At 73.1% G+C, this 16,484-nt stretch carries 17 protein-coding genes; 8 read left to right on the top strand and 9 right to left on the bottom strand.

Annotated features, from left to right (window positions below):
• Window positions 1-54 precede the first annotated feature (54 nt).
• Both ABD52_RS20575 and ABD52_RS20570 read left to right on the top strand, forming a co-directional pair.
• The gene (locus ABD52_RS20575) at window positions 55-1,005 is read left to right on the top strand and encodes a hypothetical protein (RefSeq protein WP_235437508.1); all 951 of its coding nucleotides are present in this window, start codon (window positions 55-57) and stop codon (window positions 1,003-1,005) included.
• Complete coding sequence (locus ABD52_RS20570) at window positions 1,002-4,247, top strand: DUF87 domain-containing protein (RefSeq protein ID WP_047892881.1); 3,246 nt, start codon at window positions 1,002-1,004, stop codon at window positions 4,245-4,247. The genes ABD52_RS20575 and ABD52_RS20570 overlap by 4 nt, the downstream gene beginning before the upstream one ends.
• On the opposite strand, the gene ABD52_RS20565 is transcribed toward ABD52_RS20570, so the two are convergent.
• The 5 genes from ABD52_RS20565 to ABD52_RS20545 all read right to left on the bottom strand — a co-directional run bounded on the left by ABD52_RS20565 (window position 4,240) and on the right by ABD52_RS20545 (window position 7,439).
• Entirely contained in the window at window positions 4,240-5,034 is a 795-nt protein-coding gene (locus tag ABD52_RS20565) for an ABC transporter permease (RefSeq protein ID WP_047892880.1), read from the bottom strand. The genes ABD52_RS20570 and ABD52_RS20565 overlap by 8 nt on opposite strands.
• Window positions 5,031-5,936, bottom strand: a complete 906-nt coding sequence (locus ABD52_RS20560) for an ABC transporter ATP-binding protein (RefSeq protein WP_047892879.1) — start codon at window positions 5,934-5,936, stop codon at window positions 5,031-5,033. The genes ABD52_RS20565 and ABD52_RS20560 overlap by 4 nt, the downstream gene beginning before the upstream one ends.
• Window positions 5,933-6,304, bottom strand: coding sequence for a hypothetical protein (locus ABD52_RS20555; RefSeq protein ID WP_013473476.1), 372 nt, complete (start codon window positions 6,302-6,304; stop codon window positions 5,933-5,935). The genes ABD52_RS20560 and ABD52_RS20555 overlap by 4 nt, the downstream gene beginning before the upstream one ends.
• Entirely contained in the window at window positions 6,304-6,900 is a 597-nt protein-coding gene (locus tag ABD52_RS20550; protein WP_047892886.1) for a helix-turn-helix domain-containing protein, read from the bottom strand. Before ABD52_RS20550 ends, ABD52_RS20555 begins: the two co-directional genes overlap by 1 nt.
• A gap of 77 nt (window positions 6,901-6,977) precedes the next feature.
• Window positions 6,978-7,439: a MarR family winged helix-turn-helix transcriptional regulator gene (locus ABD52_RS20545; RefSeq protein WP_030273458.1), complete on the bottom strand. Its 462-nt coding sequence runs from the start codon at window positions 7,437-7,439 to the stop codon at window positions 6,978-6,980.
• 94 nt (window positions 7,440-7,533) lie between these two features.
• Here ABD52_RS20545 and ABD52_RS20540 point away from each other — a divergent pair, with 94 nt between their 5' ends.
• The gene (locus ABD52_RS20540) at window positions 7,534-8,625 is read left to right on the top strand and encodes an epoxide hydrolase family protein (RefSeq protein ID WP_047892878.1); all 1,092 of its coding nucleotides are present in this window, start codon (window positions 7,534-7,536) and stop codon (window positions 8,623-8,625) included.
• Between the two features lie 9 nt (window positions 8,626-8,634).
• Here ABD52_RS20540 and ABD52_RS20535 read toward each other — a convergent pair whose 3' ends face one another.
• Entirely contained in the window at window positions 8,635-9,120 is a 486-nt protein-coding gene (locus ABD52_RS20535; protein ID WP_047892877.1) for a carboxymuconolactone decarboxylase family protein, read from the bottom strand.
• A 167-nt stretch (window positions 9,121-9,287) separates the two neighbouring features.
• On the opposite strand from ABD52_RS20535, the gene ABD52_RS20530 reads away from it, so the two are divergent.
• Window positions 9,288-10,169, top strand: coding sequence for an RNA polymerase sigma-70 factor (locus ABD52_RS20530; RefSeq protein WP_047892876.1), 882 nt, complete (start codon window positions 9,288-9,290; stop codon window positions 10,167-10,169).
• A 56-nt stretch (window positions 10,170-10,225) separates the two neighbouring features.
• Window positions 10,226-10,519, top strand: a complete 294-nt coding sequence (locus ABD52_RS20525) for a hypothetical protein (protein WP_047892875.1) — start codon at window positions 10,226-10,228, stop codon at window positions 10,517-10,519.
• 6 nt (window positions 10,520-10,525) lie between these two features.
• On the opposite strand, the gene ABD52_RS20520 is transcribed toward ABD52_RS20525, so the two are convergent.
• The gene (locus ABD52_RS20520; protein ID WP_082171343.1) at window positions 10,526-11,299 is read right to left on the bottom strand and encodes an SAM-dependent methyltransferase; all 774 of its coding nucleotides are present in this window, start codon (window positions 11,297-11,299) and stop codon (window positions 10,526-10,528) included.
• 115 nt (window positions 11,300-11,414) lie between these two features.
• Here ABD52_RS20520 and ABD52_RS20515 point away from each other — a divergent pair, with 115 nt between their 5' ends.
• Window positions 11,415-11,891, top strand: a complete 477-nt coding sequence (locus ABD52_RS20515) for a hypothetical protein (RefSeq protein WP_013283472.1) — start codon at window positions 11,415-11,417, stop codon at window positions 11,889-11,891.
• On the opposite strand, the gene ABD52_RS20510 is transcribed toward ABD52_RS20515, so the two are convergent.
• Window positions 11,870-14,239, bottom strand: coding sequence for a glycoside hydrolase family 65 protein (locus ABD52_RS20510; RefSeq protein ID WP_047892873.1), 2,370 nt, complete (start codon window positions 14,237-14,239; stop codon window positions 11,870-11,872). The two genes, ABD52_RS20515 and ABD52_RS20510, sit on opposite strands and share 22 nt — an antisense overlap.
• Before the next feature lie 109 nt (window positions 14,240-14,348).
• Window positions 14,349-15,125 carry an A24 family peptidase gene (locus ABD52_RS20505; protein WP_013473470.1) on the bottom strand — a complete coding sequence of 259 codons (777 nt, stop codon included), beginning with the start codon at window positions 15,123-15,125 and terminating at the stop codon, window positions 14,349-14,351.
• Between the two features lie 559 nt (window positions 15,126-15,684).
• Between ABD52_RS20505 and ABD52_RS20500 the strand changes: the two genes are divergently transcribed.
• Window positions 15,685-16,251: a hypothetical protein gene (locus ABD52_RS20500; protein WP_047892872.1), complete on the top strand. Its 567-nt coding sequence runs from the start codon at window positions 15,685-15,687 to the stop codon at window positions 16,249-16,251.
• On the top strand, window positions 16,245-16,409 hold the full coding sequence (locus ABD52_RS40255) for a hypothetical protein (RefSeq protein ID WP_200905219.1): 165 nt from the start codon (window positions 16,245-16,247) through the stop codon (window positions 16,407-16,409). The genes ABD52_RS20500 and ABD52_RS40255 overlap by 7 nt, the downstream gene beginning before the upstream one ends.
• The last annotated feature ends 75 nt before the right edge of the window (window positions 16,410-16,484 follow it).

The raw sequence follows: 16,484 nt of genomic DNA, 5'->3' as shown, positions 1-16,484 counted from the left end.
ACAGGCAGGAGGGCTCGCGGCGGAGCAGAACTCCGGCCCTCTCACCGGTCTGCCATGCTGCCCGCTGTCCTTGTCACTTCGCAATGGTCGGGACGGCGAACCGCGCCGAAGCCGCCGAACAGGCGTTTCAATCGAGCCGTCCACGCAGGACCGTTGGAGATCCACTACGCGGCCCTGTCGGCTTTCGTCAGCGAGATCGGTGACCTTGCGCGAGTCCGGCACCGTCGGCAGAATCGGCCCGTGCGCCGGGGCCAGCCCTCGTTGCCCACCTCGATCATGGCCACCCCTTCCGAGCCTTCGATCACACCGTCGACGCGGTGGGAGCTCGTGCCGCAGAGGAGCATCCGCATGCCGGAAAAGGAACTGACCCTCGTCGACCGGTGCATTCTTGTCACGCTGATGGTGAAGGCGGCGCCTTTGCCGCAGACCTACTTCACCAATGTCGCAGGAATCGGGCTGAAAGCGGAGCACCGCCGCCGACTTCAGTCACTCGGCCTGATCGAGGTTACGGAGAAGCCCATCACCCTGGCGCTCACCGACAGAGGATGGGATCGGGCCACGGAGGAGCTGGGCGCGGAGCCACCCAAGGGTGCCGGTACCGCCGGCGGCACGCTCTACGTGGCGCTCGACTTCCTGCGCCGGCTGATCGACCACTCCGGGACCCGCGCCGACGACCTCTTCCGGATGCAGATCAACCGGAGCGAGGTCGTCGCACCGCCGGTGACGTCGTCGGGGGCACCAGCCGTCGACGCGGTCGCGCTGATCCGGCAGGCGTACCACGAGCTGGCCGCCAAGCCCGGTGACTACGTGATGCTGGCCGACCTTCGCGGCGCTCTCACCGACCTGTCCCGCCCCGAGTTCGACGCCGCACTCATGACGCTCAATCGGGAGCGTGGCGTACACCTGGTGCCCGAGTCCAACCAGAAGGTCCTCAAGCCGCAGGAGCGGGCGGCGGCGGTGACCATCGGCAACCAGGACAAGCATCTGGTCGCCATCTCGTCATGATCGGTGACGAGCAACGCCGTGCCCTCGCAGCGCTGAGGTTCAACTGGGCTCCGACCCCGGACGACGTCTGGAAACCCACGCCGTTCCACGTGGAGGGCCTGCACCACGACGTCGTCACGACGGTCCTGGACAGCTTCGCGGAGGCTCAGGCCAGCACCGACTCCAGTCCGGTGGGGGTGGCCATCCTCGGCCAGCGCGGCACCGGCAAGACCCACCTCATCGGCACGGTCCGCCAGCAGGTGCAGGCACGCGGCGGGTTCTTCTTCCTGGTCGAGCTGCTCGAGGCCCGGACGTTCTGGCAACGCACCGCGATCTCGATGCTGGAGGGCCTTGTCCGGCCGATGCCGGACGAGACGACCCAGCTGCGGACGTTCCTGCGCCGGCTGGCCGACGAGGTGGGGGCGCCTCGGACGGTACGGCGCGCGGTCGCCGGCGAGACCGAACTCAGCCGGTCGACGCTCGACGCGTTCGCCGACCTGATCCGCAAGAAGGACCGCCAGATCGGCACGGAGTGCCAGGACACCGCGCGGGCCCTGGTGCTCTACGCGGCCGAGCAGTCCGCGGTGCAGGACATCGGCTACGACTTCCTGTCCTCGATGGACGAGGAGGAGCCCGGCCAACGGGCCGGGTGGGGGCTGCGGCGCAACCGACGGGCTCCCCAGGAGGTGGTCCGGGACATCTCCCGGCTGCTCGCCGTCGTCGGCCCGACCGTGATCGCGGTGGACCAGATCGACCTGATGATCGCCCAGTCCGTGAAGGCGACGAACCAGGACGCCCGGGGCGAGGCGGACTGGCAGACGTCGCTCCTGCTCGAACAGGTCGCCAGCGGCCTGATGGCGCTGCGCGAGACCACCCGCCGGACCCTGTCCGTCGTCTCGTGCCTGCCGCAGACGTGGCGCAGCATCCAGCAGCAGGCGACGGACACCGTCCAGGACCGGTTCCGGGAAGCCGCCCCGCTCAAGGAGATCCCGTCCGTCGAGGTGGGTCGCGAGCTGGTCGAGAAGCGGTTCGCGGTGCTCTTCGAGGGCCTCGGGTTCACACCGCCCCACCCCACCTGGCCGGTCCACCCGGACGCGTTCCAGGAAGTAGTCGGCTTCACCCCCCGTGAGCTGCTGCGACGGATCGACACACACGTCCGGGCCTGCCTGGCCGACGGTGAGGCGCGGGAACTGCGGCACCTGCTGCACACGACCGGCGATCGCCCCGCCGACGGACTCGCCCACGCCCCGGTCACCGGGCCGCCCCCGGAAGACCGGACGTACGGATTCGGCAAGATCGACGCCCGGTACGCGGAGCTGGTCGCCGCCGCCGACACCACCTCCGCCCTGTCCCCGCAGTCGGAGGACGGCCGCGTCCCGCGCCTGCTCGAAGCCGGCCTGACCGCGTGGATCGCCGCGCAGGGCGCGGCCGTCGACGCGTTCAGCCTCGACCCGATCCCCGCCGGGACCAAGCCGGCGCTGCACGCCCGGCTACGGCACAGCCTGAGCGAGGACAGCGAGGACGAGGAGCACTGGTCGTTCCGGGCGATCTCCGCGCCGCACCACATCGCCGTGCTCAACCGGATCCGCAACGCGATCACGACCGCCGGACTCACCGAGGGGGTCGCCAAACGACGGCTCTTCCTGCTGCGCAGCGCGGAGTGGTCGGCCGGTGCCCGTACCCGCGAGGTGCTTGACGCGTTCGAGCGGGCCGGCGGCCGGCGGCTTCCCCTGAACGCGCCGGACGTCGCCCGGCTGGCCGCGCTCGAACAACTCATCCAGGACTACGGGCGGGAGACGCTGCGGCCGTGGTTCGCCGATCGCCGGCCGGCGTCCGACATCACCTGCCTGCGGGAGGCGCTGGGCGACTGGCCGGGCGAGCCGGCAGCCGTCCGGGCCGAAGAGGGACCGGAGGAGGCGCCGGACCGGCCCTCGGTCGGGAAGCCACCGCCGGTCACCGCCGCACCGCGCTCTGCCGATCCCGTCCCGGTGCCGCCGGTGGTCGCTCCCCTGCCGCCGGTTGCGGGCATCGACCCGGAGCGGATGGAGATCGGCACTGTCACCGGACGGCCCGACCCGGTCGGCATCGACCTGGAGGCGCTGCGTCGACACACAGTCATCTTCGCCGGCTCCGGCTCCGGCAAGACCGTCCTGATCCGCCGCCTGGTCGAGGAGTGCGCCCTGCGCGGCGTGTCGGCCATCGTGCTCGACCCCAACAACGACCTGGCCCGGCTCGGCGAGGCCTGGCCTGCGCCGCCGCCGGGCTGGGGCGCCGACGACGCCCGCCGCGCGGCGGAATATCTGGCCGGCACCGACGTGGTCGTCTGGACGCCGGGACGGCAGGCCGGCCGGCCGTTGAGCTTCCAGCCGTTGCCGGCCTTCGCCGACGTGCTCGACGACCCGGACGGGTTCACCTCGGCCGTCAACGCCGCCGTCGCCACGCTCGCCCCGCACGCCCGGGTGGACGGCGGCACCGACAAGGCCCGGCTCGGCCGGGCCGTGCTGCGCGAGGCGCTGATCGGCTACGCCCGCAGCGGCGCGAGTGACCTGCGTGAGTTCACCGACGTCCTCAACGACCTACCGGACGGGGTGAGTCAGCTCGAAAGCGCGCCCAAGCTGGCCGCCGGCATGGCACAGCTGCTCAAGGCCGCCCTGATCAACGACCCGCTCCTGGGTGGCGTCGGAACGCCTGTCGACCCGGGCGAACTGCTCACCCCGCCACCCGGTCGCCGCGCCCGGGTCTCGGTGATCAATCTCGCCGGGCTGTCCGAGGAGAATCAGCGGCAGAGCTTCGTCAACCAGTTGCAGCTCGCCCTGTTCACCTGGATCAAGCGCCATCCGGCCGGGGATCGGCCACTCGGTGGACTCTTCGTCATGGACGAGGCGCAGACACTGGCCCCGTCCGGTGCCGTGACCGCCTGCACCCAGAGCACGCTCGCGCTGACCTCGCAGGCCCGCAAGTACGGGCTGGGGCTGGTCTTCGCCACCCAGGCGCCGAAGGCGTTGCACAACCAGATCCCCGGCAACGCCGCCACGCAGTTCTTCGGCCTGCTCACCGTGCCGGTGCAGATCGAGGCGGCCCGGGACGTGGCCAGGGCGAAGGGCACCGACGTCCCGGACATCGGCAAGCTGCGTACCGGCCAGTTCTACGCCACAGTGGAGGGTGCCCGGTTCGTCAAGATGCAGGCGCCGATGTGCCTGACCCACCATCCGCGCAGCCCGCTGACCGCGGAGGAGATCGTCCGGCTCGCGACGCTCAGGTGATGTCGCGGCGCATCGGGACGACCACGGCGATCGCGGCGGCGGCGATCGCGTACCCGGTCAGCAGCAGCGCGCCGGCCGCCGGTGGCAGGAGTGCGACGGCGTCGCTGCCGAGCTGCGCGGACATCGCGTCGGCGACGTACGTGAAGTCGGTGAGTGCGGCGGTGGCGCCGCCGGGCAGGAGCGGGTAGAGCGCGTTGACGCCGGGGATCATCATCAGTACGGGCTCGGCCAGGTACAGGTAGCCGACCACGACGCACACGGCCGCGACCTGGTTGCGGAGCAGCGCGCCCACGCCGGTGCCGACGAGCAGGTACACCGCCATCGCGACGCCGATGCGGGCGAGCAGCGCCAGCACTGTGGGAGCGGGCAGGCCCAGCGACACGCCACGCGCGGCGGCGACTGTGAACAGGGCCGCCGCGGCGGAGCCGGCCAGGGCGATCCCGTAGCCGAGGCCGACGATCGCGTGGGTGGCGAGTTTGGCGGCGAGCACCCGTCCCCGGCGCGGCGCGAACATGAACGTGACGGCGGCCGTGCCGTGCCGGTATTCCGACGTGGCCGCGAGGGCACCGGCGGCCGCCGGCACGAAGGCGGTGAAACCGAGGATGCCGAGGATCGACCGCAGGCCCTCCTCGGTGTGCAGGCCGGGCATCGGCGGGTCGAAGTTCTCCGGTCCGACGAGCGCCATGAGCCCGACCAGGCCGCCGCCGAGCGCGAGGGCGGCGAGCAGCAGCCCGGTGCACATGCGGGTGGCCAGGACCCGGCGTAGTTCCGCTCTGACCAGGTTCATCGTGCCTCCGCCGTGTCGGTGGTCAGGTCGAGGAAGAGCTGTTCGAGGTTCGTGGTCTCGGTGACCAGCTCGTGGATCCGCAGCCGGTGGTCCGCGGCCAGGTCGGCGACGCGCGGCGCGTCCAGTCCGCGTACCCGCAGTCGGCCGGGCCCGGCGGCCTCGACGGACCCGGCGGCGGCCGTCAGCGCGGTGGCCAGGGCGTCCGCGTCCGGCGAGGTGACGAGCACCGTCGGCGGGCCGGTGAGCCGGGACCACGGCCCGGCGGCGACGAGTTCACCGCGCCGGATCACCACCACGTCGTCCACCACCTGCTGGACCTCGTGCAGGACGTGGCTGGAGACCAGCACGGTGCGGCCCTCGTCGGCGAGCCGGCGCAGCAGGCCGCGCAGCCACGACATGCCTTCCGGGTCCAGGCCGTTCGACGGTTCGTCGAGCAGCAGGACGCGGGGGTCGCCGAGCAGCGCCGTGGCGAGGCTGAGCCGCTGCCGCATGCCGGTGGAGAATTCCCGGGTACGACGGTCGGCGGCCTGCGCGAGGCCCAGCAGATCCAGCAGTTCCGCGACGCGACCGTCCGGGCAGCCGGCCATCGCGGCGTAGACGCCCAGGTGGTCACGGGCGGTGTGGCCGGGGTGGAACGCGTTGCCGTCGAACACCGCGCCGACGGTCCGCGACGGCTGGGCCAGCCGGCCGTACGGCTGCCCGCCGATCGTGGCGGCGCCGCTGGTCGGCGTCACCAGTCCGGTCAGCATGCGCATCGTGGTGGTCTTGCCGGCGCCGTTCGGGCCGAGGAAGCCGGTGACCGCGCCGGGTCGTACGGTGAACGTCAGGTCGCGGACGGCGGTGACGTCGCCGTAGCGCTTGGTCAGGCCCGACGCCTCGATCGCCAGCCGGTCGCCGGTCATGGCCGGCTCCTCGTCGCACGCCCGATCGTTTCGGCGAGGCGCGACGCGGCCGGGTCGGAGACGACGACCTCGTCGAACTCCCCGCCGGCCGCCGCGCGGTCCAGCACCAGGTGCAGACCGGGCTTGCCGCGCCGGGCCGCCACGAGCTGCCGGGGACCGCCGAAGATGCCCCAGACGCCGACCTTGGCGAAGCCGGACACCGCGTACCCGCGCCGGGCGCCACGGGCCAGCCGGATCGGCTCGTCCACCGGGGCGGCGTGCCGCACGGCGGCCAGGCGCAGCGTGAACCGCTCCCGGCCGACCCACATTCGTTCCCATCCGGTGAACCGGATGTCGATCACGTCGCGGTCAAGCGTTACCGATGCCATCAGTCGTCGCCCTTCGTCGTGTCGGAGTCGTGCGCTGACGTGTGCGTGTCGCCGGGGGTCGCCGGGCGGTCGGCGGGCATGAGGACGGTCGCCAGCAGCCGGGGGGTCCGTCCGCCGCCGGGCCCTCTGGCGAGCAACGGGCCGACCAGCGCGTTGAGCCCGGCCGCGAACTCGTGCAGCTCGGCGTCGGTCAGGTGCAGGACGAGCTGCTGGTATCCGACGCCGTCGGCGACGAAGTCGACGGACTCCCGGGCGAGGTAGCGGGAGAACTCCGACAGCAGACTCGACACGAACGCGGTGAAGTAGCGCGCGTGGTCCTCCGGCGTCGCCGTCGCCAGTGCTGCGGGGTCCAGCGCCGCGCCGTGCGCGGGCAGTGCGTACACCCGCTCGACGGCCCCGCGGACCTTGCGCTCCTGCACCACGTCGAGCATCCCGGTCTTCACGAGCGTCGCCAGGTGCCGGTAGAGGGTGGCCTGTGGGACGTCGGGCAGCAGCTCGACCAGGTCGTGCGTGGTCACCCGGGCACCGGCGACCGCGCGCAGGATGCGGATCCGCACCGGGTGCAGCGCGATCTCCGCCCACCGCTCCATCGACATCGTCACGCCGCAGACGTTATCACTATCGAGAAAGAGAATGGTAGGCGGTGAATGAGGACGGTGCCCGAGGGCAGCCGTCAGGCGGGCGGGCGGTTGTGGTGGGCGAGCACCCGTGACAGCAGCCGGGTCAGGTCCGCGCGCTCGTCCGGTGACAGCGGAGCGAGCAGCTCGTCCTGCACGGCGGCGAGTCGCTTCTCCAGCCGCCGCAACTGCCGCCGCCCGGCTGCGGTGATGGTGACGACGTTGCGCCGCCGGTCGGCCGGGTCCGGGCTGCGGGTGACGAACTCCCGCTCGGCGAGTTCGTTGAGTGCGGCCACCACGTCACTGACGTGGATGCCGCTGCGCCGGCCGAGCGCCGCCTGACTGGCCGGCCCGAACTCGTCGAGCGTGGCGAGCAGCCGGAAGTGGTAGCCGCGCGCGTCGACAGCCGCGAGCCCGTCGCTCACCAGCCGCCCGGCGCGTACGGCGGTCCGGGTGATGAGCCAGCTCGGCAGGCCGGCCAGGCGGGTCGGTACGAGATCCGGCTCCGGGTTGTCCACGAACCCAGCCTAACCGAAACCGTTGGCGCCCCCAACGATCTGCGATACCGTTGGTCGCACCAACGTTAGTGTGACCAACGATCGGAGAGCGACAGTGATCGAGCCGTTCCGTATCCACGTCCCCCAGGCCGACCTCGACGACCTGGCCGACCGCCTGGCCCGCACCCGCTGGCCCGACGAACTACCGGACGCCGGGTGGGACTACGGCATCCCGCTGACCCGGGTACGCGAGCTGGCCGAGCACTGGCGCACCGCGTACGACTGGCGGGAGGCCGAGGCCGAGCTGAACCGGTATCCGCAGTTCACCACCACGATCGACGGGCAGAACATCCACTTCCTGCACGTACGCTCCGCCGACCCGGACGCGCTGCCGCTGATCCTCACCCACGGCTGGCCCGGCTCGGTCGTGGAGTTCCTCGACGTGATCGGCCCGCTGTCCGAACAGTTCCACCTGGTCGTACCGTCGATCCCCGGGTTCGGCTTCTCCGGCCCGACCTGGGAGCGCGGCTGGGACGTCGACCGCGTCGCCCGCGCCTGGGCCGAACTGATGCGCCGGCTCGGCTACCGGCGGTACGGCGCACAGGGCGGCGACTGGGGCTCGGTCATCTCCACCCGGCTCGGCGGCATCGACCCGGAGCACGTCGTCGGCGTACACCTCAACTACCTGCCCACGCCCCCGCCACCCGGCTGGACCGGGGAAGCCGGACTGTCAGGCGAGGAGCGGGACCGGCTCGCCCGCATCATGCGGCTCAAGACGCAACGGCACCCTCATCAGGTGCTCTACGCCAGCCGGCCGCAGACCGTGTCGTACGCGCTCAACGACTCACCCGTCGGGCAGCTCGCGTGGATCGCGGAGAAGTTCACCGAGTGGACCGACCCGGGATCGGCCGTCAGCGTGGACCGCGTCCTCACCGACGTCTCGGTCTACTGGTTCACCGGCACTGCCGCCTCGTCCGCGCGGCTGGTGCGGGAGAGCGCGTTCGGCGGCCCGCCCGCGCCCTGCCCGCCCCCGCTCGGGGTCGCCGTGTTCGCGCACGACATCACCCGGTCCGTGCGGCCGATCGCCGAACTGACGTACACGATCCGGCAGTGGAGCGAGTTCGACCGGGGTGGTCACTTCGCCGCGCTGGAGGTGCCGGAGCTGTTCGTCGACGACGTCCGGTCCTTCTTCTGGAACCTGCGGTGACGGCGGCGCTCAGCCCATCGCCGCCGCGAACATCCCGGGCTCGTACGAGCCGCCGCGCTGGTGCACGAGCACCGCGAACCGGTTCGCCGCGTTGATCAGCCCGAGCAGACAGACCAGCGCGGCGACCTGGTCGTCGTCGTAGTGCTTGCGCACCTGCTCCCACGTCTCGTCGGACACGCCCTGGTGGGCGTCGGCGAGCCGGGTGCCCTCCTCGGCGAACGCCAGCGCCGCGCACTCGGCCTCGGTGAACACAGTCGACTCGCGCCAGGCGGCGACCAGGTTAAGCCGGACCGCGCTCTCGCCCCCGGCCACCGCCTCCTTGGTGTGCATGTCGATGCACCAGCCGCAGCCGTTGATCTGGCTGGCCCGCAGCGACACCAACTCCTGGACGGTGCGGGGCAGCGACGACTGGTGGATCATCAGGCCCGCACCGGCGAAGCGCTTCATGAACGTCGCCGAGACCGGGTTCTCGAACAGGTTGAATCGGGTCTGCATGGTTGCGCCCTCTCTGCTGGGGTGGACGTCGGACGAACACGAGATGCCGGGGACCGCCCCGGCGTGACGGCGGCACCGGGTGAGGACCACCACAGCGACCGGCTGTCACACGGCGACAGCGGCCGGCGTCTGGTGGGGAACGCAACCGAGCAGCGAAGGAGCCAGTCATGGCGGACCGCGCCACCGAGGACTTCCTCGCGCACCGGAACCTGCTCTTCACCGTCGCGTACGAGATGCTCGGCTCGGCGGCCGACGCGGAGGACGTGGTGCAGGAGACCTGGCTGCGCTGGGCCGGCGTCGACCTGGAGGCGGTCCGGGACCGGCGCGCCTACCTGGTCCGGATCGCCACCCGGCAGGCGCTGTCCCGGCGGCGCACGCTGGGGCGGCGCAAGGAGTCGTACGTCGGCTCGTGGCTGCCCGAACCGCTGCTCACCGCGCCCGACGTCGCAGACGACGTGACGCTTGCGGAGAGCGTGTCGATGGCGATGCTGCTGGTGCTGGAGACGCTCACGCCGACCGAGCGGGCCGTGTTCGTGCTGCGGGAGGTGTTCGACGTCGGCTACGACGAGATCGCCGAGACGGTCGAGCGGACCCCGGTCGCCGTGCGGCAGATCGCGCACCGGGCGCGGGCCCACGTCGCGGCGCGCCGCCCTCGGCGTACCGTCCCGGCGGCCGAGGCCCGCGACGCGCTCGACGCGTTCCGGCGGGCGGTCGAGACCGGCGACCTGGACGGGCTGCTCCGCGTCCTGGCCGCGGACGCGGTGCTGGTCGGCGACGGCGGCGGGATCAAGCAGGCGATCGCCCGCCCGGTCACCGGCGGCGACAAGGTGGCCCGCCTGCTCGCGGGCGGCTGGCGCCGGATCGCCGCCGTGGCGTCGATGGAACCGGTGCAGGTCAACGGCTACCCGGCGCTGCTGGTACGCCTCGACGGCGAGCTGGACACGGTCGTCGCGGTACGACTCGACGACGGCCGGATCAGCGGCCTCTACGCGGTGCGCAACCCGGAGAAGCTGTCCCACATGAACCGCGAGACGACGCTGCGCCGGTGACCGGCGGAAAGGCACGGCGGGAGGGCACGGCGGGCGGACCGTGCGACGATCGCCGGATGAGCAGCGCCGCCTCCCCCGACGTCAGCGCCCTCGCCATCAACGTCACAGTGCCGGAGGAGTTGCGCTGGACCGACACCCGGCGCGGCGAGGAGTTCACGCTGACCACGCTCAACATCCGGCTGCTGCCGGACGGGCGCCTCGCCGCGAAGGCGTACGGCCGGCCCACCGCTGGGGGGCGCGGCGCGTACGTGTCGTTCCGGGTGCCCGACCGGCCGGAGCTGGCCGCGCTCGTGGCCGCGGCGGCCGACCGCGCCGCCGCGCTCTGGGCCGCGCACGGCGGCCTGGACTGACCGCGCTCAGCGGCGGACGCCCACCCCGCCGTAGCCGTGCGACACCGCCGCCTGCGGCTCGCCGTCGGGCCGCCAGTCCGCCACCTTGACCAGGCCCGGCTCGACCAGCTCGTACCCGTCGAGGAACCGGGCCACCTCGTCGCGGGTGCGGGGCACGAGCGGGGAACTGCTGCGGCGGTAGATCGCTGTGCCCTGCTCGGTGGGCAGCGTCGGCAGGCCGTCCAGGGTGAGGTGGGACAGCGCGAGCACGCTGCCCGGGACTGTCGCGTCGCGCAGCGTCGCCACCGCCGCGTACGGGTCGTCGGCGTCCGGCACGAAGTGCAGCACCGCGAGCAGCAGCACCGCGACCGGCTCGCTCAGGTCGATGGTGGCCCGCAGCGTCGGGTCGGCCAGCAGGTCGCCGGGACGCCGCAGGTCGCCCTGGAGCACGACGGTGCGGCCGTCGGCAGGCAGCAACCGCCGGGCGTACGCGACGGCGACCTCGTCGTGGTCGACGTAGACCACCCGGGCGTCGGGGCGTACGGCGCGGACCACCTCGTGCACGTTGCCCTGGGTGGGCAGGCCGGCGCCGATGTCGAGGAACTGGCGTACGCCCTGCCCGGCCGCCCAGCGCACGACCCGGCGCAGGAACGCGCGGTTGCTCTGCGCGGCGACGCCGGTGTCCGGGAAGATCTTCAGGACCTCCTCGGCGGCGGCGCGGTCGGCCGCGAAGTTGTGGCAGCCGCCGAGGTAGTAGTCGTACATCCGGGCGACATTGGGTCGGTTCTCAGCCTCCGTCACGCCTCGATGTGTAGCACTCTGGGCGACACACCGCTGACCCGTCGTGTCGGTGGTCCGGCCGATCCCGCCGTCCACCTGGTACGACGGTGGGACACGCCGGCGCGAGGAGGTACCGATGACAGGTGGACGGGAGACAGTGGAGGTCGAGCCGGTGGTGTTCCGCGCCGTCTACGACTCGCCCGCGTCGCTGCCCGGGCGGCACCGGTGGACCACCCCGGAGGCGGACGTGCGACGGCTGGAGAAGCTGCTGAACATGCCGGCGCGCAGCATCGGCGCACCGCTGTGGGTCAGCGGCGACGAGCCGGACTGCCCGAAGTGCGGGCGGCGGGTCACCTGGTACGACATCGTCGCGTCCGCGCTGCACGGCGTACACGACCACACGATGATCGCGCGGGTGATCCTCGGCGAGCGCAAGTACGTGAACACGGAGGTGCCGGACGCGATCCCGGGTGTCCACTGTGCCGACTGCCGCACCCCGATCACCGGGCTGCGCAGCTTCAAGTGCCACAACTGGGCGTACGCGTTCGAGGCGCTGGAGGAGGTCGTCGCCCGGATGTCCGGCCTGCCGGCTCAGTCGCCGCCCGCCTCCTGAGCGCGCCGTTCTGGACGGCGGCCGGGCGGGGCCTCCGGCTCGGGACCGGGGTCGGGCACCGGCGGCATCGGCCGGGTGACCGGCCCGTCGCCGGTGACGCGGAGCTGTTCGCCGTGGTGCCACAGCTCCACCGCGTCACCAGGCCCGGCGTCCGGCAGCTCGTAGCGGGCCTCCCGCCCGGTGAGCGTGACCCGCAGCCGGTGCCCGTGCCGGCGCAGGTGGAACGCGAGCCGGGTGATCGGCCGGGGTAGCCGCGGCTCGAACGCGAGCACCCCCCGGTCGTCGCGCAGCCCACCGAAGCCCTGCGCCACCACCAGCCAGGCGCCAGCCAGGGACGCCAGGTGCAGCCCGTCGGCGGTCTTGTCGCCCAGGTCGGCGAGGTCCTGGAACGCCGTCTCGGCGAACAGGTCGTACGCCAGGTCGAGGTGCCCGACCTCGGCGGCGAGGATCGCCTGCGCGGACGCCGACAGCGACGAGTCCCGGACGGTCCGGGCCTCGTAGTAGGCGACGTTGCGCGTCTTCTCCTCGGCGGTGAACTCCCCCGGGCAGCGCAGCATGGCCAGCACCAGGTCGGCCTGCTTGACCACCTGCTTGCGGTACAGCTCCTGGTAGGGGAAGTGCAGCAGCAGCGGGTAGTCGTCCTCGCCGGTGCCGGCGAAGTCCCACTCCGGCTGCGCGGTGAATCCGGCCGACTGCTCGTGTACGCCGCGCTTGCCGTCGTACGGGACGAACATGGCGTCGGCGGCGGCCCGCCAGCCGGCCACCTCGGCGGCGTCGACGCCGAGCCGCGCGGCCACCTCGGGGCAGCCCTCGGCGGCGTCGGCGGCGCCGCGCAGGTTGCGCCGGGCCATCAGGTTGGTGAAGACGTTGTCGTCGACCAGCGCCGAATATTCGTCCGGGCCGGTGACGCCGGTCAGGTGGAACGCGCCGCCGTCGTCGAAGTGGCCGTAGCCGTGCCACAGCCGGGCGGTCTCGATCAGCACCTCGGCGCCGCACTCGGCGAGGAACGCGGTGTCGCCGGTGGCCGCCACGTACCGCAGCACCGCGTCGGCGATGTCGGCGTTGACGTGCAGGCCCGCGCTGCCGGCCGGCCAGTAGCCGGAGCACTCCCGGCCGCTGAGCGTCCGCCACGGGTAGGTGGCGCCGGTCAGGCGCAGCTCGGCCGCCCGGTCGCGGGCCTCGGGCAGGTGGGCGTGCCGCCAGCGCAGCGCCGAGCGGGCCAGCTCCGGCGCCAGGTACGTCAGCACCGGCAGCACGTAGCCCTCGGTGTCCCAGAGCACGTGCCCGTCGTAGCCGTTGCCGGTCAGCCCCTTGGCCGGGATGGTCCGGTCGCCGTCGGCGCGGCCGGACTGGAGCAGGTGGAACACCGAGAACCGCACCGCGAGCTGCAGCTCCGGGTCGCCCTCCAGCTCGACGTCGGCGGTGTCCCACGCCGCGTCGAGCGCGGCGCGCTGCTCGGTGAGCAGGGCGTCGAACCCGTCGTCCCGGGCCGCGGCCGCCTCCGCGACGACCAGGTCGGCCAGCTCACCGGCCGGGGTGCCGTCGACGTCGGCGCACTCGTACGCGGCGAACCGGGTGACCCGGATGCGCTCGCCGGGGCGTACCGGACCGGACAGCGCCAGCCGGAACCGGTCGGCGGTCAGCTCGGTGTCGGTGGCGATCTCGTCGGGCGCTTCGACCCGGTGCGCGACGGCGACGGCGACCCGCTGGCCGCTGCGCCCGGTCCGGTGCACGAGCACCCCGTCGAGGCCGTCTTCGCGGCGGATCTCGCCGGTGAGCGGGTCGTGGATCACCGAGGCGGCCCGGGGGTCGTCGGCGCGTTCCGGCACCCGCTGGTTGGCGAGCAGGTCGGCGCCGACCCGCAGCCGGACCGGCTCGTCCAGCGGCTCGACCGCCCAGTCGACGGCGGCGACCGGACGGCGGGTCAGCGAGACCAGGCGGGTGCTGCGGATCCGGACACCCCGGCCGCCCGGCGAGACCCACTCGGTCTCCCGGCGGACCACCCCGGCGCGCAGGTCCAGTTCCTGGTGGTGCCGCCGGATCGTGCCGGTGCTCAGGTCCAGCGGCTCGTCGTCGACCCAGAGCCGGATCAGGGCGGCGTTCGGCGCGCTGATCACGGTGTCGCTGCGTTCCGGGAACGCGTACCCGCTCTCCGGGTAGGTCAGCTCGTGCTGCTCGTGGAACCCGTTGAGGTAGCTGCCGGGCATGCCGCAGGGCTCGCCCTCGTCGAGCGTCCCGCGCCAGCCCACCCAGCCGTTGGCGAGCGCGAAGACGGACTCGGTCTCGCCCAGCCGGTCCAGGTCCGCGCTCGTGCGCCGGATCCGCCAACCGTCGTCGCCGTGCGGCACGTGCCCTCCCGAGTCCGAAGCCTGGACCGCCACCGAACCAGACCCGGCTGGGAGGTGGCTGGGACTCCGATACCCGTGGCGAACCCGCCCGCACCTGCGGGTGGGCCGATCACACGGTGACGAGCACCAGCGTGGCAGCGGTGCCGAGCACCAGGAACGGACCGAACGGCAGGTGCCCGGACCAGCGGACCCGCCGGGCGGCGAGCAGCGCCACCCCGGCCGACCCGGCGAGGAGGAGCGCGAGCACCAGCCCGGCCACCAGCACCGGCCAGCCGTACCAGCCGAGCAGCGCGCCCGCGCCGAGCGCCAGCTTGGCGTCGCCGAGACCGAAGCCGCGCCGTCCGAACAGCAGCGTGGTCGCGGCGAAGCCGCCGCCGAGCGCCAGGGCGGCCAGGACGGCGCGTACCAGCGGGTCGACGCCCGGACCGGTCAGCGCGGCCACCCCGAGCAGCGCCCACACGCCGGCGGCGGCCGGCCAGGTGAGCCGGTCGGGCAGGCGGTGCGCCATCGCGTCCACGATCGTCATCGGCACCGCCCAGACCAGCCACCACGCCAGCGCCAGCCGCGCGGCGGGCGCGCCGCCGGCGAACACCGGCACGGCCACCGCGAGCAGCAACGCCACCTCCACCACCGCGGGCGGCGCGCCGACCCGGGCCCGGCAGGCCGGGCACCGGGCCACGGGGCCGAGCGCCGGCAGCGGCCGGTCCAGCCCGATCGGGGCGCCGCAGCCGTCGCACGCCGTCCGGTCCGGACACCCCGGCGGTACGGCGTAGCGCGCCACCGCCAGCCGGAGCAGGGGTACGACCGTCAGGGCGGCGGTCAGCCGGGTGCTCGGACGGCGGGCATCGGCCACCGGTCCGGTACGCCGCACCCGTTCAGCCGTCATGCCGGATCCCCCGTCCGGTCGCCGTGCGTTCCATCGTGGAGCACGCAGAGTGATTTATCGCTTGCGCGGATGTGACGGAGGTAGCCCGCAGCGGCGTGCGGCGCGACGCGCGACCGGCCGGGACTAGCCAGGGCGTGAGCCCCGCCGGACCGGTGGGACGGATCGGACGAGCGGCATGCTCCCCACCCATACCGGCGGCCCGTCGCCACCGCCGCGGCGCGTACGGGTGAGCACACACCAGCCGGCCCGGAGCCCTGCCGAAGCCCGCTCGTCATCGTGGTGACACACACCGGCCACCACCTCCCGTCTTCACTCACCGTGTTCACGTGAATTGCCTCTGTTGCATCGGCGGACGTGAGCCTATGCTCGCCCCTTGGGTACGACGCAACCCCCGATCAATTGGCGTCGGAGGCACCAGGGCACAGAATCCGCGGCGATCAGTACAGGTCAATACAAGTGGCGGCGACGGGGGCCCGGAGTGACAGTTCCGGGCGCGCTTCCGCATGCCCGGAGCGGGTCGGCGTGATCGCCCCGGGCCGGCACCGAGGAGGGATCGGCGTTGCGCACACGGCAATCCCGCCGATGGGAAATCTTCCTGCTCAGCATCGTTCTGGTGGTCGGCTCGGCCGGCTGCGGCACCGAGCCGGAGGCGGTCACCCGTCCGCTGACCGGCCGTGCCGCCGCACCCGCCGCCCATTCCAGCGCCGAGGAGAACGCGGCCGGAAAAGCGGCTCTGGCCGCCTATTCCGGCTATCTCGACGCGTCCCGGGCAGCCAGTGCGCGCAGCGATCCGTCCCATCCCGCTCTGACCCGTTTTCTGGCTGATCCGCTGCTGACCCGGGTACGAATGGCGATTCTCGACGCGAAGGAGCACGGCGCGATGCGTACCGGGAAACTGGTCTCCGACCCCGAGGTCGTGTCGGTCGACCTGGCCGCCCGCCCGCCCACAGTCGAGATCCAGGACTGCCTGGACGCGAGCGGCTACCGGCTCGTCTACGCCAAGGACCGCAAAACCGTGCCCGGCACGCGCGGCGGGCGCTACCTGGCCACCGCCACGGCGGTCCGGTACCCGGACGGCCGGTGGCTGATCAACGGCGGCGCCGCGCACCAGGACCAGCCGTGCTGACCTGGGGAGGAAGGGGTGTCCCGGCCCGGCCGGCCCGGGCCGGGACGCTCCGCCGGCTGCTGCTCGCCGCCGGCCTGGCCGCGCTGCTGACGCTCACCGGCGCACCCGCCCGCGCCGCCGACCCCGGCGGCTCGTGCCCGCCGGAACAGACCTGGTGAGCCGGTCGACGTCGACGCCCTGGCCGACAACGACCGCTTCCGGTTCTGGCTCACCATGCCCTACGTCAGCGGCGG

It is taken from the genome of Micromonospora sp. RV43 (assembly GCF_001029515.1).
GTDB classification, from domain to species: Bacteria; Actinomycetota; Actinomycetes; order Mycobacteriales; family Micromonosporaceae; genus Micromonospora; species Micromonospora aurantiaca.
The sequence above is the reverse complement of the archived record's forward strand: the minus strand, read 5'-3'. Positions and strand labels throughout refer to the sequence as shown.

What these genes read in the sequence shown, in the direction of transcription:
- ABD52_RS20530 (WP_047892876.1), top strand. Translation starts at nt 9,288, where the DNA reads ATGGCGGACCGCGCCACCGAGGACTTCCTCGCGCACCGGAACCTGCTC.
- ABD52_RS20570 (WP_047892881.1), top strand. Translation starts at nt 1,002, where the DNA reads ATGATCGGTGACGAGCAACGCCGTGCCCTCGCAGCGCTGAGGTTCAAC.
- ABD52_RS20565 (WP_047892880.1), bottom strand. Translation starts at nt 5,034, where the DNA reads ATGAACCTGGTCAGAGCGGAACTACGCCGGGTCCTGGCCACCCGCATG.
- ABD52_RS20515 (WP_013283472.1), top strand. Translation starts at nt 11,415, where the DNA reads ATGACAGGTGGACGGGAGACAGTGGAGGTCGAGCCGGTGGTGTTCCGC.
- ABD52_RS20505 (WP_013473470.1), bottom strand. Translation starts at nt 15,125, where the DNA reads ATGACGGCTGAACGGGTGCGGCGTACCGGACCGGTGGCCGATGCCCGC.
- ABD52_RS20550 (WP_047892886.1), bottom strand. Translation starts at nt 6,900, where the DNA reads ATGTCGATGGAGCGGTGGGCGGAGATCGCGCTGCACCCGGTGCGGATC.
- ABD52_RS20575 (WP_235437508.1), top strand. Translation starts at nt 55, where the DNA reads ATGCTGCCCGCTGTCCTTGTCACTTCGCAATGGTCGGGACGGCGAACC.
- ABD52_RS20555 (WP_013473476.1), bottom strand. Translation starts at nt 6,304, where the DNA reads ATGGCATCGGTAACGCTTGACCGCGACGTGATCGACATCCGGTTCACC.
- ABD52_RS20525 (WP_047892875.1), top strand. Translation starts at nt 10,226, where the DNA reads ATGAGCAGCGCCGCCTCCCCCGACGTCAGCGCCCTCGCCATCAACGTC.
- ABD52_RS20535 (WP_047892877.1), bottom strand. Translation starts at nt 9,120, where the DNA reads ATGCAGACCCGATTCAACCTGTTCGAGAACCCGGTCTCGGCGACGTTC.
- ABD52_RS20560 (WP_047892879.1), bottom strand. Translation starts at nt 5,936, where the DNA reads ATGACCGGCGACCGGCTGGCGATCGAGGCGTCGGGCCTGACCAAGCGC.